We start from the raw sequence: 17,643 nt of genomic DNA on the forward strand, positions 1-17,643 counted from the left end.
GTGTCGGTGAAAACGCGCTCTGATTGAATTGGAAGACACAGGCATGATCGCCCCCGAAACCCTTTCCCGATGGCAAAGCGCCCTGCCGTTCTGGATGTCTTTTTTGCTGCTGCCGCTGGTTTGGATTGCTGCACTTCAAGGCGGCTGGGCACTTATCCTGCCGCCGCTGGTAACCTGGCATCTGTTTGCAGTGCTGGACGGGGCATTCGGGTTGAACCTGGAAAACGCCGACCCGGAAACGCCGGACAGCGAGTTGAAATGGTACAAGGCACTGACCGCTGCTTGGGTGCCGCTGCAATTCGTCACGCTGTTCTGGCTGATCTGGTATGTCAGCAGCGCGGAGCACCTCAGTGCCTTCGAAAAATTCGCAGCCTTCTTTGGCGTTGGCGTGGTTACAGGAGCTGTTGGCATCAATTACAGCCATGAGCTGATGCATCAGTCCAGCCGGGTTGAGCGCTGGCTCGGCGACATTCTGCTGGCGATGGTGATGTACTCCCATTTCCGGTCCGAACACCTGCTGGTGCATCATCGCTATGTCGGCACCCCGCGCGATCCGGTGACTGCCCGCTATAACGAGGGGTTCCACCGGTTTTACCCGCGTGTTTTGCGGCAGTGCTGGCATTCCGCATTCCGCGCCGAACGGGAGAAGCTGGGGAAGAAGAACCGCCCCTGGACCGACCGCTCGAATCCGTTCTTCCGGTATTGGGCGCTGCAGGCAGCCATGCTGTTGCTGGCGCTGATGCTGGGCGGGCTGACCGGCGTCTTGCTGTTCTTGGTGCAGGCCGGCGTCGCAATCTGGCAGCTGGAGGTGGTCAACTATGTCGAGCATTACGGTCTGACCCGCAAGCATCTTGGTGATGGAAAATACGAACCCGTGCAGCCGCGTCATTCCTGGAATGCTGCGCATAAGGCATCGAACTGGCTTCTGATCAACCTGCAGCGCCATTCGGACCATCATTACAAACCAAACCGCCGCTTTCCGCTGCTGCAGAACTATACTGAAGCTGACGCGCCGCAGCTGCCTTATGGCTACCCGGTGATGACTGTCGCTGCGATGATCCCGCCCTTGTGGCGCCGGGTGATGAACCCGCGGGTGCGGCGCTGGCGGCAGACGTATTACCCCGAGATCACTGATTGGCATGCTTACAACAAAGCGCAGAATCCGATGCCGCGATAGCCTTACGTCCAGGCCAGAACCGTCATCGGCTGATCCAGTCCGCGCACTTCTTGATCCGGGTGCCGGGCGTTGCCGGCCAGCAGATCCAGACCTGCCTGCTCCGTCCTCACTTGCGCCGCCAGCGTTTCGCTGATCACAATCCCGGCCTGCAGCTTGCGGGTCAGGTTCTCCAGCCGGGCGGCGATGTTCACCGTCATACCCAGCACCGCGAACTCCAGCCGGTTGGAGCCAATGTCGCCCAGCAGCGCTTCGCCGCAATGAACGCCGATCCCGGCGCGGATCTCCAGTTTGCCCTCGCGGGCGCGTTCCTTGTTCCATGCCATCAGAGAGACGCGCATCGAATGGGCACAGGCCAGCGCATTGGTGGCATCTTGCCGGCCAGCAACCGGCGTTCCAAAAGTCGCCATCAGCCCGTCGCCCAGGTATTTGTCCAGCGTGCCGTGATGACGGAACACCTCCCGCTCCATCCGGCCGTGGAAGTCCCGCAGGAGGTCAATCACCAGTCGCGGGTCCATCCCTGAAGACAACTTGGTAAAGCCAACAATATCGATGAACAGCACCGCCACATTTTCGCTGCGCACTTGCTTCAGCGGCTCGTCGTTCTTTGACAGCTGCTCCACCACATTAGGCGAGAAATAACGCGACAGATTGGCCCGTTCCCGCTCCAGGCTGGCGTTGCTCCTCAGCAGCGCGTTGAACCGGCGCACCGAAAATCCCAGCGTTACCGCCACCAGCACAAAGACCACGGCCTCCTGCACCCGCAACTGAATCACAAAACTATTAGGGTCAAAAAATTCCGCCAGCTCTGGGTCCAATTCAAGCACTCCGGCCACAGCTTCCGAAAGGCCGGGAACCGGAGTGGCAAACCACCAAGCCAGCGCCAGCGCGCTGAGCCACATTGCCGCCGTCCATGTGCCGATCGCAATTACTGTGCGCCAGGAATAAGCCATCGTGCCAGCCGCAAGGATGATGAAGAAATACTGGAAGTTCTCGAATCGGTACAGCATCGCCGCCGGTATTTCGCGGGTATCAAACGGGTTGGGCACGACCAGCGCAAAGGTCATGATCACAAGATCAAGAAATATAAGGAATAGTTCCAGGCGTGACCGGCCGACTTTGCCAGTGCGGCTAATGAACCAGCCGTTGAGGCACAACAACGCCAGAAGGCCGTGATAGTAGAGAACGTTCCAATGCGGGTTCAAGAAGACTATGAAAACCGCGATCAGGGGCAATGCAATCCACCGGGCTCTTACCGCCAGCTGCAGCCCCCGCCGTTTGTGCGCATCCAGCGCGGCCTCTGCAAACCTGTTTTCCGCGTCAGAAATCTGCTGGTTTTTGCTTGCTGCCGCCTGGGGCGCATGGTGCCCGGGTACGAACGCGGTATCGGTCATTGTTTTCCCTTTCCGCTAGGTGCCGCGGCTATCGAGCTCCAGATAAGTGCTGCGCCTCAAGCAGGGAATAGCGCATCAGGCCGCAATAGCAAAAAACCCCGCCTGAAGCAGGCGGGGCAAGGTGTGCACCCGTGCAACAAGCACAGGCACCTGCAATAGGTTTCACGTTCAGAAAAGCCCTTAGCCTTAGTTCTGCATCTCAGCCCGGATCTGCTGGCGCAGCACGTCGATCGGCACTGTCTTGCCCTCGCGCTTGAAGCACCAGTAGGTCCAGCCGTTGCAGGACGGCGCATTTTCCAGATGCGCGCCCACCTGATGAATCGAACCTTTGATGTTGTCGCCAATCAAAGTGCCATCGGCACGCACCTTGGCCTTGTGGCGGCGGTTCATCGAATACAGCTCCTCGCCCGGGCGCAGCATGCCGCGTTCAACCAGCTGACCGAAGGGAACCCGCGGTGCCGCGCGTTTGCTGGCGGACACTTCCAGTGCTTCGCGGTCGAACTTACGGACGGCCTTGATCCGCTTCTCCGCCACCTTACGGTAAGCTTCCTCGCGCTCGATGCCGATGAATTCGCGTCCCAGCATCTTGGCAACAGCACCGGTGGTCCCGGTCCCGAAAAACGGATCCAGCACAACATCGCCCGGATTGGTCGAGCCGACCAGAATCCGGTGCAGCAGCGATTCCGGCTTTTGCGTCGGATGCGCCTTGTCGCCGTTCTCGTCCTTCAGCCGCTCATGCCCGGTGCAAATCGGCAGCACCCAGTCACTGCGCATCTGAATGCCTTCATTCAGCGATTTCAGGGCTTCGTAGTTGAAGGTGTATTTCGCACCCTCGGACTTGGAGGCCCAGATCATTGTTTCATGCGCATTGGTGAACCGCTTGCCACGGAAGTTCGGCATCGGGTTCGATTTGCGCCAAACAACATCGTTCAGCACCCAATAGCCTGCGTCCTGCAGCGCAGATCCGACACGGAAGATATTGTGATAAGAGCCGATCACCCAGATCGAACCGTTCGGCTTCAGCACCCGGCGCGCCGCCTTCAGCCACTCGCGGGTGAACTGGTCATAGACCGCAAAACTGGAAAACTGGTCCCAGTGGTCATCCACGGCATCGACTTTGGAATTGTCGGGACGGTGCAGCTGGCCTTTCAGCTGCAGGTTATACGGCGGATCCGCAAAGATCAGATCGACCGAATTGGCCGGAAGACTGTTCATCGCCTCGATGCAGTCCCCGCCCATAATCGTGTTTAAAGGGAGCGCTGCCGCGCCCTTTGTCATGGTTTTATTCATTGCTCTGCCTCATAACCGCGGCGCATTTTTGCGCTCATTAGGTTGTCCACAGGATGAGTCATCGCGGATTCGAGGTCAATTTGTTTATTAGAACAACACCCTACGGTTCACTCTTGATACAAGATGTTGTGTACGGGTTTGAATGATCGCCGATGATGTGGGGTCACACCTAGATCAACTAGCGCTTCACGGTGCTGTTTCGAGGGATAGCCTGCATTTTTCTCCCAGCCATATCCCGGAAACTGTTGCGCCAAATCCACCATGACCCTGTCACGCACCTGTTTGGCGATGATTGACGCCGCCGCAATGGAGACCGATTTGGCATCCCCCTTGACCACTGCCTCTGCAGGCAGGCTCAATCCTTTTGGGATCAAGTTGCCGTCAATCAGCAGATAATCAGGCGCCGGATCAAGTGCGGACACCGCGCGCTCCATCGCCAGATGCGAGGCACGTAAAATGTTCAAAGAATCAATCTCCTCAACCGATGCATGCGCAACGGTCACCTGAGCAGCAGTCAGAATTTTTCCTTCCAGCGCTTGGCGTTTTCGCAAACTGAGTTTTTTGGAATCATTGAGTCCCTCGGGAATCGCTGAGATGTCCAGCACCACCGCTGCGGCGGTGACCGGCCCGGCCAGCGGTCCGCGTCCCACCTCGTCCACTCCGGCTATTCTCAGAAACCCTTGGGCAAGAGCGGCATCTTCCAGGCTGTAGTCAGGTTTTGTCATACCAATGAGAAAACCAATTCAGGCACGAATTTCAACCCGCCAAAAAAAGGGGGCCAAAGCCCCCGAGTTAATGCTGCCCGATAGCGGAGTGTCGTTAGCGGTTGACCATCCGGTACCCATGCTGGTTCAGACAGCGGGGTTTGTAACCGGTGTGGTTGCGGTTGCCGTTCCAGAAGGTCACCTTGCAGGCCCGCGGCAGTTTCTGTGTGTACCCGTAATTACGGTCGAGACAGCCTTTGCCGACCAGCGGATAGTTGCGGCTGTAGCGCGGGAAGTACCGGACACACTGCGCTGGCAAGTCATAGCGGTGCAGCCGCGGCGGCAGCGGCTTCACATGCCCGCCATAGCGTTTGTGCGAATTGTGCCTGTGACCGCCATGCCCGTGGCCGCGCGGGGGATTGTAGGTCCGGGTCACTGCGTGGTCGTCGTCTTTCCTCGCATCATTGATTGCAGCGCCAAGGATCCCAAGCAGGGCCATGCCTGCAATGAACTTGGCGACATCCTCGTCTGCGCGGGCAGGCGCTGCCGAGAAGCCGGTAATGGCGATTGAGGCTGCCACAATCAATGCGATGAATTTGCGGTGCGGCTGGGAACCTTTTGTCTGGGCCATGTCGGGACCTTTCTATTGATTGCCGGATGCGCAGCCTGTGCGCTTGGATGTCTCCAACCTGTCCCCAACCCCTTCAGACAGGCAATATCGGCCGCTTGTTATCGAATATCAGCGGTCTCAACCCTTTGCGGTTATTGAATTTCAAGGCCCGCCGCCGCAGGATGCCCGTATGAAACAGTACCTCCTGATCCCCGCACTTGCAGCTGCCCTTCTGGCGCTGTCCCTGCCAGCCCAAGCGGCTGATTGCTATGCCGATTACAAAGCCAAGCAGGACAACCCGCTGCGCCTGCACTACGGTGTGATCCAGCTCTCCGGCGCCTGCAAGAAACAGGCCGCGCGGGACGAGATCCAGGCCCGTATTGCACCCGGCGGCTGGAAGCTTTTGAATGTCCTGTCCGTTTTCGGCCCCGAAGGCCTGCAGCAAAGGAAGGCCAATGCCGGATCCTATTATCTCCGTTTCTGAGGCTCGCGCGGCTGGCAGCAGGGTAATCGCATTCGGCATAGCCGCCATTGTTGCGCTTTTAGTCATTGCCGGCACTGTTCTCTTTCTGACGCTGCCTGATGCCAATGCCTTTAACGCACGGGTTGAGCAGCTGTTTGTCGAAAATGACCTGACAGCCCAGGCCGAGATCAGACTGCTGGAAATCCTGGCCCAGTCCGGCACCGCCTTTGCCGACACCCTGACCAGTTACCGGATGGTGATCTTTGTCTTGCTGCTGTTCGCCACTGCAATGATGGTGGCCGCACTGACGGTGCTTGGCATGCTGGTGATGCTCAACCGCCGCATGGCGCAGATCGAACGCTCCGGCATCCAGGTGAACGAACTTCTGATCAGCCGTGATGAGAACACTGTCTACCTGAACAACATGGGGTTCAAACTGACGCCTGCTGCGATGGAAACTTTGGCGGTTCTGGCAGAGGCCCGGCTCGACGATGACGTTCTATCAGGCGCCGAGATCGAAGCGGTGATTTCAGGCCGCACCTCCGCCGACTGCGAGGAAGCCGCCGGCGCCACCCGGATCAAACGCCTGCGGGACACTCTCGGCAATCAGATGGTGAGCGAACTGCTGGTCAAGAACATTGCTAAGCGCGGCTATGTTCTGGCCATCAGCAGAGACGTGATCCGTATGGTCTGAACAGTATGGCTCCGCTGTGCTCAACATCATGTGTTCGGCTCTGGAATTTCTGTCCCCGAACCCCAGATAGTCCAGAAGCGGCCCACTCCGGCCGGTCCTGATTTTCAGCGCATCTCCGGAGCAAATGACAAGGACCTCAGGGATGGATGCACAGGTACACGCACCGCAGCGAGGCTACGGCATTGTTATCGAGCCGCTTCAAGGCTTGGTCACCGCCCGGCGCAATGGCAGCCTTCTGGCGCAAAGCTCCCGCGCAAAGGTGATGTATGAAACCCGGCTTCCCCCGGCGATCTATTTTCCCTTGGAAGATGTGGCGACTCCGCTATCGCCCAAAACCCCCCTGCAGACCTTCTGCCCCTTTAAGGGCACTGCCAGCTACCGCGACTTGATGTTGACTGGCAGCGGCGTAGAGAACGGTGTCTGGTCTTATGAGGAGGCGATGCCGGAGGCAGCAGCCATCTCAGGCTATATCGGATTTATGCCTGGCGCTGAAGCCGAATTCGACCTGGGCAGCAACAGCGTCGAGATGCCGGACTACGGCAATATATCCGGCCCGGTGATCGACTGGCTGCTGCGGGACGCCGCCCTGATTCCGACCCCCGATGACCTTACAGCCGCCCTCGCAGAAAAATTCGTGGAGCAAGGCATCTGCTTGTCCCGCCTATCCGTCATGGCATGGTCGCTGCACCCGATGATCGCAGGCAAGAATTACATTTGGCAGAAGAATACCGGCCAGGTCACCACCTACGCTCCATCTTACGAAATCCACGACCACCCAGCCTATCAGAACAGCCCGTTGCGCCACGTCTCCAATGGCTTGGGCGGTGTGCGGCACCGGCTCGGCTGCTGCCGGTCCACGGATGCATTCCCCATTCTTGAGGACCTGCGCAAAGAAGGCGCCACTGATTATGTCGCGATGCCGCTGCGGTTTTCCGACGGGCGCATCAATGTACTAACCCTCACCAGCGACCACCCGAACGGTTTCTCCACCGCCAATCTCGGGCTGATCTTCGAATGCTCGGATGTGATCGCCCGTTACTATGAAATCTTCATGCAGCGCGAAAACGCACAGTCGCTGCTGGAAACCTATGTCGGCAAGCGTACCGGTGCCCGGGTGCTGGGTGGCGAAATCCGGCGCGGCGACGGAGACGAAATCGACGCCGCCATTATGTTCTGCGATCTGCGCGGCTCTACCCGGCTGGAAGAGCAGCTGGGCCGCCAGGATTATATCGCGCTCCTGAATCAGTTTTTCGAAACCGCTTCGACCATCGTGCATGATCACGGCGGCGAAGTGCTGAAATTCATCGGCGACGCTGTGCTAGCGGTTTTCCCGGCTGGCAGCGATCCTGAAAAGGCCCGCACCCAGGCCCTGAACAGCGCCCGCACCATCGTGGCCCGGCTGGAAGAAATCGCCAAAGAGGAGAACGGCCACCACTGCGAAGCCGCCATCGGCATCGCCTATGGGCGCGTGACCTACGGCAACGTCGGCTCCCGCGAGCGGCTGGATTTCACGGTGATCGGCCAGGCCGCCAATATCGCCGCCCGGCTGGGCGACTACGGCAAGACAGTCAATTATCCGGTCGTCGTCAGCCGCGACATCTTGAGCGATCCGTCGCAAGGTGTTTCGCTGGGTGCGGTCACCCTGCACAACGTGTCCCAGCCGGTGACCTGTTTTGCTATCCGGGTCAAAACCGAACCGCAAGCCGCAGCCGAGTAACCTTGCCACGGGTTCATCCCCGGATCGAGAGCAGCGCCAGCCGCCGCGCTTTGCGAGGTTTATCCTAGAGGCCGGGATGCAGATTCTCGATGCACACAGGCTTTCGGGGAAAACCTGCCCCTGAATGCCTACACAGCACTGCCCGCAGGGCAGTGCCATGCCCAAGGCTGATTTGCCTGCATCTATGATGCAGGCAACAGGCGCGGGAGGCTGCTGGATCAGCCGGTCGCCGATGACCGCTGTACGTCATCCCCCATTGAGATCAGCAGCGGAGCCTCCGCCTGCCGCACTTTAAAGTCCGCCTTTCCGGCCACCCCTTTCCAATTAATTTGCGCCAGGGATTGGGCCACGGCGCCGCCTAGGGTGGTTCCGGGGCCGGTCACGATGAACAGGTCCGGCGCAAACTCACAAGCTGCATTCTGCACCGCACGGGTGAAGTCATAGGTCTCCACCACCTGAGGCCCCAGCGTGTAATCCCACAGCGCCTGATTGTCCGTGGCACCCGGCCACCAAATCTGCCCGCGGCCGTCGATCAGCGGCACATCCGGCTGCGTGAACATCTCGGCACTCAGCCGGCTGCGCCCCTCAGCCGCCACCGGCGCTTGCATGGCAGTATGGAATGCGGCGTGGTTGGCCAGCCGCATGGGAAAGCGGTCGTCCAGCACCGGCACCGCGGCCTCGAAGGCTGTCAATCCGGCCTCGTTTCCGGCCAGCACCAGCATTCCGCCCAAATCAATCGACAGCGCCAAGTCATGGCCATCGCGTGCATTGAGCTCCGCCGCCAAGGTCAGCAGCTCCGTCCTGCGGCGCGGGTTATCCTGCCAATCTGGACCGGAAAAGGGATAGACCAGCTGGCCGCCGATCAGCTGCTGCTGCATCAGCGTGCCCATGGTGTTCACCACCTTGAACCCATCCGCCGCGCTGAGCGCCCCGGCCGCCGCCAGCGCGGTGTACCAGCCCATGGAATTGCCGGTAACCGCGACAATTTCTATGTCCTTGGCCAGCGACTGCGCGTCCGCCAGCGTTGAGGCATAAATCAATGGCGACGCAATATCACCGCGTGAGTACTTCGACACCGAGAACCGCGTGGCACCATCCAGCGCTGTGAGCTCTTCCTGCCCGGCAGCAAGGCGCTGCGCGTCAAAACCGGCAAGCAGAGCAGCCTTGTCCGCGTGATGACGGTGCAAATAGCCCAGTTCCGCCTTGTTATAGGTGCCCCGCCCCGGGCAGATAAGAACGGCCGTCCGGGTCATGACTTTGCTCCTGCCAGCTTCAACGCGGCCTCGACAATACTGTCCTTCGACGGCAGCGTCGCGCCATAGGCAGGCCCCGTTGCAATAAAGCAATCTCTGGCTGTAACCCGCGCCGTTGGAGCATCGCCTTGTTCCGCAAACAGCGCCATCAGCGCCTCCGACTGGCTGCCGGTGATCCGGCATTCGTCGACAATCAGCACATGCCTGCAGCCTTTCACCGCGTCCAGCAGCGCCGCCTCGGGCAAGGGTGCCAACCAGCGCAAATCCACAATCCGCGCGTTCACACCCCGGACCGCCAGCTCCGCCTGCGCCTGGGTCGAGAGATACCGTCCATTGCCATAGGTCACGATGGCCAGATCGGTGCCTTCCCCATGCACACCCGCTTCGCCCAAAGCGATCCGCCGGTCCGGTGAAGGGTAGATCCGCATCCAGCCGCCATCCTTCGCCGCATACAGATCCCGCATCGGATACAGTGCGATCGGCTCGACAAAGACCACCACCCGCTGCTCCTCACGCGCCAGCCGCACCGCCTCACGCATCATCATTGCAGCCTCGGCCCCGTCTGACGGGCAGGCAATCACAATTCCGGGAATATCCCGCAGCACCGCCAGCGAGTTGTCATTGTGGAAGTGCCCGCCAAAGCCTTTCTGGTAGCCGAGGCCCGCAATCCTCAGAACCATCGGGTTGGTAAACTGCCCGTTGGAGAAAAACGGCAGCGTCGCTGCCTCGCCGCGCAACTGGTCCTCGGCATTGTGCAGATAGGCCAGGAATTGGATCTCCGGGATAGGCACAAACCCATTGTGGCCCATACCAATTGCCAGCCCCAGGATCGACTGCTCATCCAGCAGCGTGTCGATCACCCGGTCCGGTCCGAACCGCTGCTGCAATTTCTGAGAGACACCATAGACGCCGCCCTTGCGGCCTACATCCTCCCCCATCATAACGATCTCGCCATGTTCCAGCATCAAATCGGTCAACGCCCAGTTGATCAGCCGCGACATCGGCTGCGGCTCCTCCATCGCCCGCATGTCACTGCCGAACGCCGCCGCCCGCTCCTCTAAGCGCGGGCCATTGGTGGGCGAGCAGTCCCGCTTTGGGGGGACCAGACTGACAGCCACATCTTCTGCCGTTTTCAGATGCGGCCGTGTTGCCGCCTCGGCCCGGATCCGCTCCACCCGCGCGCAAGTATCCGTGTAGACCTTCAGCGCCTCCATGGGAGACAGCGCCCCGGCTTCATTCAGCAGCCGCACCGAATGCAGCAGAGGATCATTGGCTTCATCCGCCTCAACCTCGGCCTTGCTGAGATAGGTGGTCGGGACATCCGCCCCGGCATGGCCGTACAGCCTTACAGTACGCAAATGCAGGAATGCCGGCTTCTTGCGGGTCCGCACATACTCCGCTGCCTCTCGCGCCACCGCAAAGGCGTTATAGATATCCAGCCCGTCAGCCTTGAAATACTTGATGCCCGGCCGCTGCGCCATTGAGGCTTCGATCCACCCATTCGGCGTTTTCACAGAAATGCCGATACCGTTGTCCTCGCAAACAAACAGCAACGGCAGCGGCGTCGACTGCACCGAGGTCCAGCCCGCGGTGTTGATAGCTCCCTGCGCGGTCGAATGGTTGGCCGAAGCGTCTCCGAACGAGCACATGACAATGGCGTCTTCCGGCATCACCTGATGCTCCGGCTGGTGCCGTTTGGCCGCGCCGATGGAATAAGCCGCGCCAACCGCCTTTGGCAGATGCGAGGCAATGGTAGAAGTCTGCGGCGGAATCATCAGCGCCCTGGAACCCAAAACCTTGTGCCGTCCGCCTGAGGTCGGGTCTTCGCTGGAACAGGCAAAGGATAGCAGCATATCCCAGGCAATCCGCTGCCCCGGAACCTGTTCCGCCCGGGCAATCTGGAACGCCGCATCACGGTAGTGCAGGAATGCCATGTCGGTCGGACGCAGCGCCCGCGCCGCCGCTGCCATCCCCTCATGCCCCGAGGAACCGATTGTATAGAACCCCTCTCCCGCTTTTTGCATTGCCCGGCTGGTCAGGTCCAGCGCCCGGCTCAGCACCTGTGCATGGAAGATGCCGACGGCTTCTGACGCGGCAAGCGGCCCCGAAGGCGCCGCACCTGCAGGGAAGTCCGCGGCATTTACCCGGTCCAGGAAATTCTTATGCACGATCTGGGCGCGGTCCATGCGGCCTCCTTGGCGTAAACTCTGGGTGCATTTATCCGCGAGCGCGTCCCCAAGGCCAATGAGATTGCCTACTTGTATCATTCCAAATTGGAATGATACGCCGCCAAATCAGTCCGTTTCCTCACATCAGCTTAAGCCATTTCGATGCCAATGAGACCGTCGGGATTGATAGAATAAAAGTTTATGAAGTTTATCGATAACTTATTATTATTCTAGCAAGGGACTATCAGGTTGAGACTAGCCGCGTACCTTAGTCATTCTCGGTACTACATCTATGTTTCAGAGCAGGCAGCCGCTCCTGGCGGCACTCGTGCCAATGTCAGTATTCTTCGGCAGCATCGCCCATCAGGACAAGCTGTCCACCGCGGTCTTGAACTGCCTGATCGACTATAAACCTGGTAGCCTGATCGGATCCCTCCTGGATAAAAGCCACAGCAACCCACCAGTATGGCGTGATCAACATCAGCGCGCCAGCATACCACGCTTGCACGCTGATTTCGGCCATTAGATCGAAGTCCGGGATTATATCGCAAATGATAGGATAGGCACGTGTCCTGCCCTGACTGAGCTTCCCCCTTGTGTCCGCCCCTGGTGGCCAAAATCGGTGGGCATGGTAATGAAGGCTCCGGTTCCGCTGCTTGATCAGCGAATTCGCACTGGCGCGCCCAAGACAACAACCGGCGGCCTCAGATGTCTCAAACCGCTACCAGGAACTTTCGGCGGTCTTAGGGGTTTTCCTAGCAGCAACTCGCAATCGAAAGGACACGGTATGCAATACTGGGCCCTCTTTTTCTTGGCCGTTGCCATAATTGCCGGCATTTTCGGATATGGCGGCATCGCTTCGGCCTCCGCTGGGATAGCGAAGATCCTGTTCATTATTTTCCTCGGCTTGTTTGCTCTAGCAGTGATAGTGCGCGTTCTTCGCGGTGCCTCCCGCTAACCCTTGCGATTCCTGAAATCAGCGCGGCTTCCGGCCCAGTCCGGAGCCTGGCCCGGATATTGCATTCCATATCCTTGCGGACACTGGTTAGACTTTCAGCGTTTCGGTCGAGGAAAAGAACATCGCTTGGCTCACTGCTGAACGAACCTGATCTTCGGTATATGGCTTTGAGATAAGGAAGGCCGGTTCCGGCCCTTCGCCGGTTAACAGGCGCTCGGGGTAGGCCGTGATGAAGATTACCGGGCGATCACCGTGATTGGCCAGGATATTGTTGACGGCGTCGATGCCGCTGGAGTTATCTGCCAGCTGAATGTCCGACAGAATCAGATCGGCCTGAGCCTCGGCTGCCAGCTCCAGAGCGCGGGATTCGGTTCGGGCAATGCCAGTCACACTGTGGCCCATTCCAGACACGATAGCCTCGAGATCCATTGAGATGATCGCTTCGTCCTCGATGATCATGATCCGGCCTGCGGTGGCGCGCGACATTTCCTCGTAAGCGATCGAGATCAACTCGGAGGCTTCGCTTTGGCTTATCCCCATGATGGTGCCGGTATCCGCTGCACTGAACTCTTCAATTGTGTGCAGCAAAAGCGCTTCACGGGTGTTCGGCGTAAGCCGCCGCAAGTGCTTCTGTGCCTTCGCCGCCAGGCTGGTTCCGTCTTCATCTTCTCCGGCAGGTGCGCCCGAAGAGGACCAGATCGCATGAAATACGCGGAAAAGTGCGACTTTGGGGGAAAGCCCGCTGTCATAGTCACTTTCGCCGGACAGGATGGCTTCCAGCGAAGCCAGCGCAAATTTGTCGCCGCTGCTCTGGCTGCCAGTCAGTGCCCGGGCGTAGCGGCGCAGGTAGGGCAGGGTTGCGCCAATCTGGCTGGCGATCAAGTCTCCCGATTGAGCGGTCATTTTGCGTCGTCCCCTTTTTTGCAATACATATGGAACTATACGCGCTCAAATGCGTTTGGTTCCAGAAACTGCGCAAAAAACCGATGGATTGCATGACACAGCGACGACGCGCCCGGCCGCGCAATGAACAGGCCGACCGCGAAATAGACGAAAATCTAAAGCGGGCCTTCGATCAGATCGCGAGCGAGCCTGTGCCCGACCGTTTTACCGATCTGCTGAAGCGGCTGAAGGAAAAGGAGGCGGATAAAACCCGCGTCCCGGACCAGCCGGAGGAGAACCGCTCCGATGGCTGACACCGCGCGAGATCCAAGAGAAGACCTGGTCAATCACCTGGGCGCCCTGCGCGCCTTTGCCCTCAGCCTTGCCCGCAACGGCGCCACTGCCGATGATCTGGTTCAGGATACGCTGGTCAAGGCCTGGACCAATATCGACAAGTTCAATCCTGGATCGAACATGCGGGCCTGGCTGTTCACAATTTTGCGCAATACCTATTACTCCTTGCGCCGCAAGCGCAAGCGCGAGGTGGAGGATTCGGATGGCGCGCTGTCCGGCACCCTGGCACAAAAACCCGATCACGACGGGCGTCTGCACATGCGCGATTTCAACTCGGCCTTTGCGCAATTGAATGACGAGCAGCGTGAAGCCCTGGTGCTGGTTGGCGCGGGCGGATTCTCCTACGATGAGGCAGCGGAGATGTGCGGCGTGAAAACCGGCACCATCAAGAGCCGGGTGAACCGCGCCCGTGCCCGACTGGCTGAGCTGATGGAACTGGATGACAACAGCAAAATGGAACTGACTGATACGGTCACGGCTGGGATCGTTGCTCAGCAAAGCGCCGCATGATCAAAGTTCCGCAGCTGCAAGCCGGCAGCTTGCTGGTACGTCTGGCTGCGCTGATGACATTTGCGCTGCTACCGCTGGGCCTGATCGCTCTGTATCAAACCAACGCTGTAGTTGCGGAAGCCAACCGGCTGTCGCATGCATCATTGCTGGCCCATACACAACAGGCCGCTGCCAGGGAGCGGGAACTGTTGCAGCGGGCCGGCGGCGCCACCGAAGGGCTGGCCGCCGCGATCCTGCCGGTATTCGCCAGTGGCGGACGTTGTGCAGACCTCATGAAAGCCTTTACGCGGGGGCAAAATCCATTCATTTTTGCAGCCTTCATCACGCCCGTCGGCAAGATGGAATGCACCTCGGACGGTAGTATCGGGGATGTCTCCGAAAAGTGGCTGTTTCTAAAGGCCCAGCAAGCCTCCCGCCTTTCATTTGCAGCCGGCCAGGGCATATTGGGCAAAGACGGGCCTCAACTGGTGGCAACCAGCCCGGTGCAGCGCGACGGCATCCTGCTTGGTTATGTCTCCATCGCGGTCCCCCACCAATTGACCAAGTCACTGGCGGGCACAAAATGGGCCGAGCAGGGCATCCGGTTTGTCACCCTGGACGCGCAAGGGGAGATTCTCTCCGCCAGCGTACCGCAGGAGCAGGCCACACAGTCACTTCCGGTTTCAGTACCTCGCCGCGAACTGCTGCTCCGCGCCGGCGGCACATTTTTTGAAGATGCGCGGTCCGGACAGGAGCGTTTCTTTGCGGTCAGTGAAATTCTCCCTGGCCAGGTTGCCGTCGTCGGCAGTTGGCCGGTGGAAAAAGCCATGTCGGTGAGTGCAAGCCCGACCTCATGGATGACGCTGGCATTTCCGGTGCTGATGTGGCTTGCCGGGATTTCCGTTGCTGTTCTCGGTTTGCAGCAGATGGTGATCCGCCACTTGAACGCATTGCGCCGGGCCATGCGGCGGTATGCGCTGGGAGAGCGGGATAACCCGAACCTCAATCTGAAAAGCCCCCCGCGCGAGTTCGATGAGGCCCGGTTGTCCTTTAACCGCATGGTGGCAATCCTCAGCGAAGCAGAGAGACGGCGCGAGCTTGACCTTGATGAAAAGACTATGCTGCTGCGCGAAGTTCATCACCGGGTGAAAAACAACCTCCAGCTTGTGGCGTCCATCATGAACATGCAGGGACGGAACGCGCAGACTCCCGAAGCCCGGCGTATGCTGTCACAGCTGCAGCGGCGGGTGCGCGGTCTGGCCACCATCCACCGCAGCCTGAACACCAATCCAGACGTTTCCACAGTGGACAGCCGCGAACTGATCGACGAGCTGATCGCGGAGATCGGCTCGATGAACGCCGGTAGCGGACAGGATGTGGTGATCGAAACGGATCTTGCTCAGGTGCCGCTCAGCCAGGATCAGGGAGTAACCCTGTCAATGCTGGTATCAGAGGCGATGACCAATGCGGTGAAATATATCGGTGTGCCTGAAGGGGGGCGGCCGGAAATCAAAGTCAGCCTGCGCGAAACAGCCAAGAACTGGCTGGAGCTGGAATTGACCAACACCAAAGGGCAGCCCCTGCTGGATCCGGAGGAGGACGTCGGCGGATCTGGAATCGGAGCACGGCTGATGACGGCTTTTGCGACGCAGCTCGGCGGCAAAGGCGTCACTCAGGAAACAGAAGACACGTATACGTACCGGCTTGGCTTCCCCGCCGTTGCCGGGGCCGCACCTCCAGAAGCCGACTCGCAGGAACAGAAACAAGATGCAACAGAGCCTGCCGCCTGAAGAAAACCGCTGCGGGGAATTCGCAGTGCTGATCACAGCCGAGCAAGCCTGGCCTGCCTTTGAACGCGCGGTCCTGGATGCCCGTCGCGAGATCATTGCCAGCTTCCGTCTGTTCGATTTCGCCACCCTCCTGCTGAGTCCCGAGGCGCAGAAAACCGGCGGAACCTGGGCCGATCTGATTACCGATGCGCTGCGTCGCGGGGTGCGGGTCCGGCTGGTTGTAAGCGACTTTGATCCGGTCATGGCAGCGCCCCTGCATGCCGCCGCACAAAAGACCCTTGAGCAGGCGCAAGAGATCGCGGCACAGCTCGGCCCGGAACAGGTTGCGCTGTTGTCAGTCTCCGCCGCGTTGCATCCAGCACGGGCGGGGCTATTGCCGCGGCTTGCCTTTTCACCCTTTGTTTTGCGCAAGCTGCGCAAACTGCCCAAGCGATTGCGGCCCGCCGCGGCCAGCCGTCAACGGCTGCCGCAGCTCTGTCCGGTTTCGCAACATCAAAAAATTGCGGTGATCGACCGCGAGGTTCTATATATCGGCGGCCTGGATCTGAACCGGCGCCGCTTTGACACCCAGGCCCATGACCAGCCAGCGCATGAGACCTGGGCTGATGTCCAATTGATGCTGCGCGGGCCCGAAGCCGAGGAGGCTGCAAGCCATCTGGAGCGGTTCCAGGACGAAACCGCACTGCGCAGGCGGCCGCCCCAAGGCAAGCATATCCGCCGCACCCTGTCTGTACCGCGCCGCGGTGGTTTTTGGGCATTGTCGCCGCGCACTGTCCTGAAGGAAATCGAAGAAGACCACCTTGAAGCCTTTGGACAGGCAAGGCACCTGATTTACTTGGAAACCCAGTACTTTCGTTCCAGCCCCATAGCCCGCGGGCTGGCCGATGCCGCCCGGAGCAACCCGGATTTATCACTGATCCTGATCCTTCCGGCCCTGCCTGAAGAGGTCGCCTTTGATGAAAACTGCGGACTGGATGCGCGCTACGGCATGGCATTGCAGGCTGAAGCGCTGCAGGAGGTAAGCGCTGCCTTCGGGGGCCGCGCCTGTATTGCCAGCCCGGTGCAGCGGCGCATGGCAGCTCGTGTATCGCCCTCTGTTCTGGCGGGATCTCCGATGATCTATCTGCACAGCAAGGTTCTGCTTGCCGACCAAAATTTTGCCATGGTGGGCTCGGCCAATCTGAACGGGCGCTCGATGCGATGGGATACTGAGGCCGCCCTGCGGATCAAGCAGCAAGACAGGATCGGGCAGCTGTGGCATGCGCTGGCGCGGCATTGGTGGCAGGAAGACCTTCCGGCCGAAGCACTGGACCCGGTCTGTGCAGCCGCCTGGTGGCAGCAGGAGATCCGCCGTAACAAGATCCGCCGCCCGGAAGCGCGCCGCGGGCTTCTGGTACCGCATGACCCGGACAGGATGGCAGAGCTTCAGCAGCCTTTGCCTGGCGCGACCGAAGACATCGTCTGAGCCGTCGGCAGCGCGCTTTGCCTGGCGTGTCAGCGCAGTCTGCGCAAAAAGCCCGGCGCTGTTAAAACGCCGGGCCTATGTGAAACTGGAACGCAGCAACGCGTTACTGAGCTTCCTGGGACTCTTCAGTGATTTCATTCCCAAGATTGGACACGTCCCTGCCAAAGCCTTCGGTTGTTTCACAAGCTGCCAGGCCGGCCAGTGCAAAAAGTGCGAGAAAGATACGCATTATAGCCTC

18 protein-coding genes are annotated in these 17,643 nt (G+C 59.6%); 9 read left to right on the top strand and 9 right to left on the bottom strand.

Annotation, left to right across the window (positions count from 1 at the left end; translation table 11 throughout):
- The first annotated feature begins 43 nt into the window (after positions 1 to 43).
- A complete protein-coding gene (locus tag AC0KW6_RS10105; RefSeq protein WP_474034839.1) occupies positions 44 to 1,177 on the top strand; it encodes an alkane 1-monooxygenase in 1,134 nt (377 codons plus the stop codon).
- 2 nt (positions 1,178 to 1,179) lie between these two features.
- Here AC0KW6_RS10105 and AC0KW6_RS10110 read toward each other — a convergent pair whose 3' ends face one another.
- The 4 genes from AC0KW6_RS10110 to AC0KW6_RS10125 form a co-directional block, all read right to left on the bottom strand.
- Positions 1,180 to 2,568: an adenylate/guanylate cyclase domain-containing protein gene (locus AC0KW6_RS10110; RefSeq protein WP_474034840.1), complete on the bottom strand. Its 1,389-nt coding sequence runs from the start codon at positions 2,566 to 2,568 to the stop codon at positions 1,180 to 1,182.
- 186 nt (positions 2,569 to 2,754) lie between these two features.
- Positions 2,755 to 3,858: a DNA methyltransferase gene (locus AC0KW6_RS10115; RefSeq protein WP_474034841.1), complete on the bottom strand. Its 1,104-nt coding sequence runs from the start codon at positions 3,856 to 3,858 to the stop codon at positions 2,755 to 2,757.
- Between the two features lie 107 nt (positions 3,859 to 3,965).
- A complete protein-coding gene (locus tag AC0KW6_RS10120; RefSeq protein ID WP_474034842.1) occupies positions 3,966 to 4,583 on the bottom strand; it encodes a ribonuclease HII in 618 nt (205 codons plus the stop codon).
- Between the two features lie 94 nt (positions 4,584 to 4,677).
- On the bottom strand, positions 4,678 to 5,193 hold the full coding sequence (locus AC0KW6_RS10125) for a hypothetical protein (RefSeq protein WP_474034843.1): 516 nt from the start codon (positions 5,191 to 5,193) through the stop codon (positions 4,678 to 4,680).
- A 169-nt stretch (positions 5,194 to 5,362) separates the two neighbouring features.
- On the opposite strand from AC0KW6_RS10125, the gene AC0KW6_RS10130 reads away from it, so the two are divergent.
- From AC0KW6_RS10130 to AC0KW6_RS10140, 3 genes are all read left to right on the top strand, one after another.
- Positions 5,363 to 5,656, top strand: coding sequence for a hypothetical protein (locus AC0KW6_RS10130; RefSeq protein WP_323777167.1), 294 nt, complete (start codon positions 5,363 to 5,365; stop codon positions 5,654 to 5,656).
- Positions 5,628 to 6,329, top strand: coding sequence for a winged helix-turn-helix domain-containing protein (locus tag AC0KW6_RS10135; protein WP_474034844.1), 702 nt, complete (start codon positions 5,628 to 5,630; stop codon positions 6,327 to 6,329). Before AC0KW6_RS10130 ends, AC0KW6_RS10135 begins: the two co-directional genes overlap by 29 nt.
- A gap of 142 nt (positions 6,330 to 6,471) precedes the next feature.
- Positions 6,472 to 8,046 (top strand): DUF427 domain-containing protein, encoded by a 1,575-nt coding sequence (locus tag AC0KW6_RS10140; RefSeq protein ID WP_323777163.1) that lies wholly within the window; start codon positions 6,472 to 6,474, stop codon positions 8,044 to 8,046.
- Positions 8,047 to 8,264: 218 nt separating this feature from the next.
- Here AC0KW6_RS10140 and AC0KW6_RS10145 read toward each other — a convergent pair whose 3' ends face one another.
- From AC0KW6_RS10145 to AC0KW6_RS10155, 3 genes are all read right to left on the bottom strand, one after another.
- On the bottom strand, positions 8,265 to 9,299 hold the full coding sequence (locus tag AC0KW6_RS10145; RefSeq protein ID WP_323777161.1) for an ACP S-malonyltransferase: 1,035 nt from the start codon (positions 9,297 to 9,299) through the stop codon (positions 8,265 to 8,267).
- Positions 9,296 to 11,485 (bottom strand): dehydrogenase E1 component subunit alpha/beta, encoded by a 2,190-nt coding sequence (locus tag AC0KW6_RS10150; protein ID WP_323777160.1) that lies wholly within the window; start codon positions 11,483 to 11,485, stop codon positions 9,296 to 9,298. Before AC0KW6_RS10150 ends, AC0KW6_RS10145 begins: the two co-directional genes overlap by 4 nt.
- Positions 11,486 to 11,804: 319 nt before the next feature.
- Entirely contained in the window at positions 11,805 to 11,990 is a 186-nt protein-coding gene (locus AC0KW6_RS10155) for a hypothetical protein (protein WP_323777158.1), read from the bottom strand.
- A 264-nt stretch (positions 11,991 to 12,254) separates the two neighbouring features.
- On the opposite strand from AC0KW6_RS10155, the gene AC0KW6_RS10160 reads away from it, so the two are divergent.
- The gene (locus AC0KW6_RS10160) at positions 12,255 to 12,425 is read left to right on the top strand and encodes a DUF1328 domain-containing protein (RefSeq protein WP_323777199.1); all 171 of its coding nucleotides are present in this window, start codon (positions 12,255 to 12,257) and stop codon (positions 12,423 to 12,425) included.
- Between the two features lie 87 nt (positions 12,426 to 12,512).
- On the opposite strand, the gene AC0KW6_RS10165 is transcribed toward AC0KW6_RS10160, so the two are convergent.
- Complete coding sequence (locus AC0KW6_RS10165) at positions 12,513 to 13,328, bottom strand: response regulator (RefSeq protein ID WP_474034845.1); 816 nt, start codon at positions 13,326 to 13,328, stop codon at positions 12,513 to 12,515.
- 92 nt (positions 13,329 to 13,420) lie between these two features.
- Here AC0KW6_RS10165 and AC0KW6_RS10170 point away from each other — a divergent pair, with 92 nt between their 5' ends.
- From AC0KW6_RS10170 to AC0KW6_RS10185, 4 genes are read left to right on the top strand one after another with little or no spacing between them, the layout of a single operon-like run.
- Complete coding sequence (locus AC0KW6_RS10170; protein ID WP_474034846.1) at positions 13,421 to 13,621, top strand: NepR family anti-sigma factor; 201 nt, start codon at positions 13,421 to 13,423, stop codon at positions 13,619 to 13,621.
- Entirely contained in the window at positions 13,614 to 14,171 is a 558-nt protein-coding gene (locus AC0KW6_RS10175; RefSeq protein ID WP_323777152.1) for an RNA polymerase sigma factor, read from the top strand. Before AC0KW6_RS10170 ends, AC0KW6_RS10175 begins: the two co-directional genes overlap by 8 nt.
- Complete coding sequence (locus AC0KW6_RS10180; protein WP_474034847.1) at positions 14,168 to 15,940, top strand: sensor histidine kinase; 1,773 nt, start codon at positions 14,168 to 14,170, stop codon at positions 15,938 to 15,940. The genes AC0KW6_RS10175 and AC0KW6_RS10180 overlap by 4 nt, the downstream gene beginning before the upstream one ends.
- Complete coding sequence (locus AC0KW6_RS10185; protein WP_474034848.1) at positions 15,918 to 17,405, top strand: phospholipase D-like domain-containing protein; 1,488 nt, start codon at positions 15,918 to 15,920, stop codon at positions 17,403 to 17,405. The genes AC0KW6_RS10180 and AC0KW6_RS10185 overlap by 23 nt, the downstream gene beginning before the upstream one ends.
- Positions 17,406 to 17,508: 103 nt before the next feature.
- On the opposite strand, the gene AC0KW6_RS10190 is transcribed toward AC0KW6_RS10185, so the two are convergent.
- On the bottom strand, positions 17,509 to 17,634 hold the full coding sequence (locus AC0KW6_RS10190) for an entericidin (protein WP_323781416.1): 126 nt from the start codon (positions 17,632 to 17,634) through the stop codon (positions 17,509 to 17,511).
- Positions 17,635 to 17,643 lie beyond the last annotated feature (9 nt).

The organism is Leisingera sp. SA215, assembly GCF_055902035.1.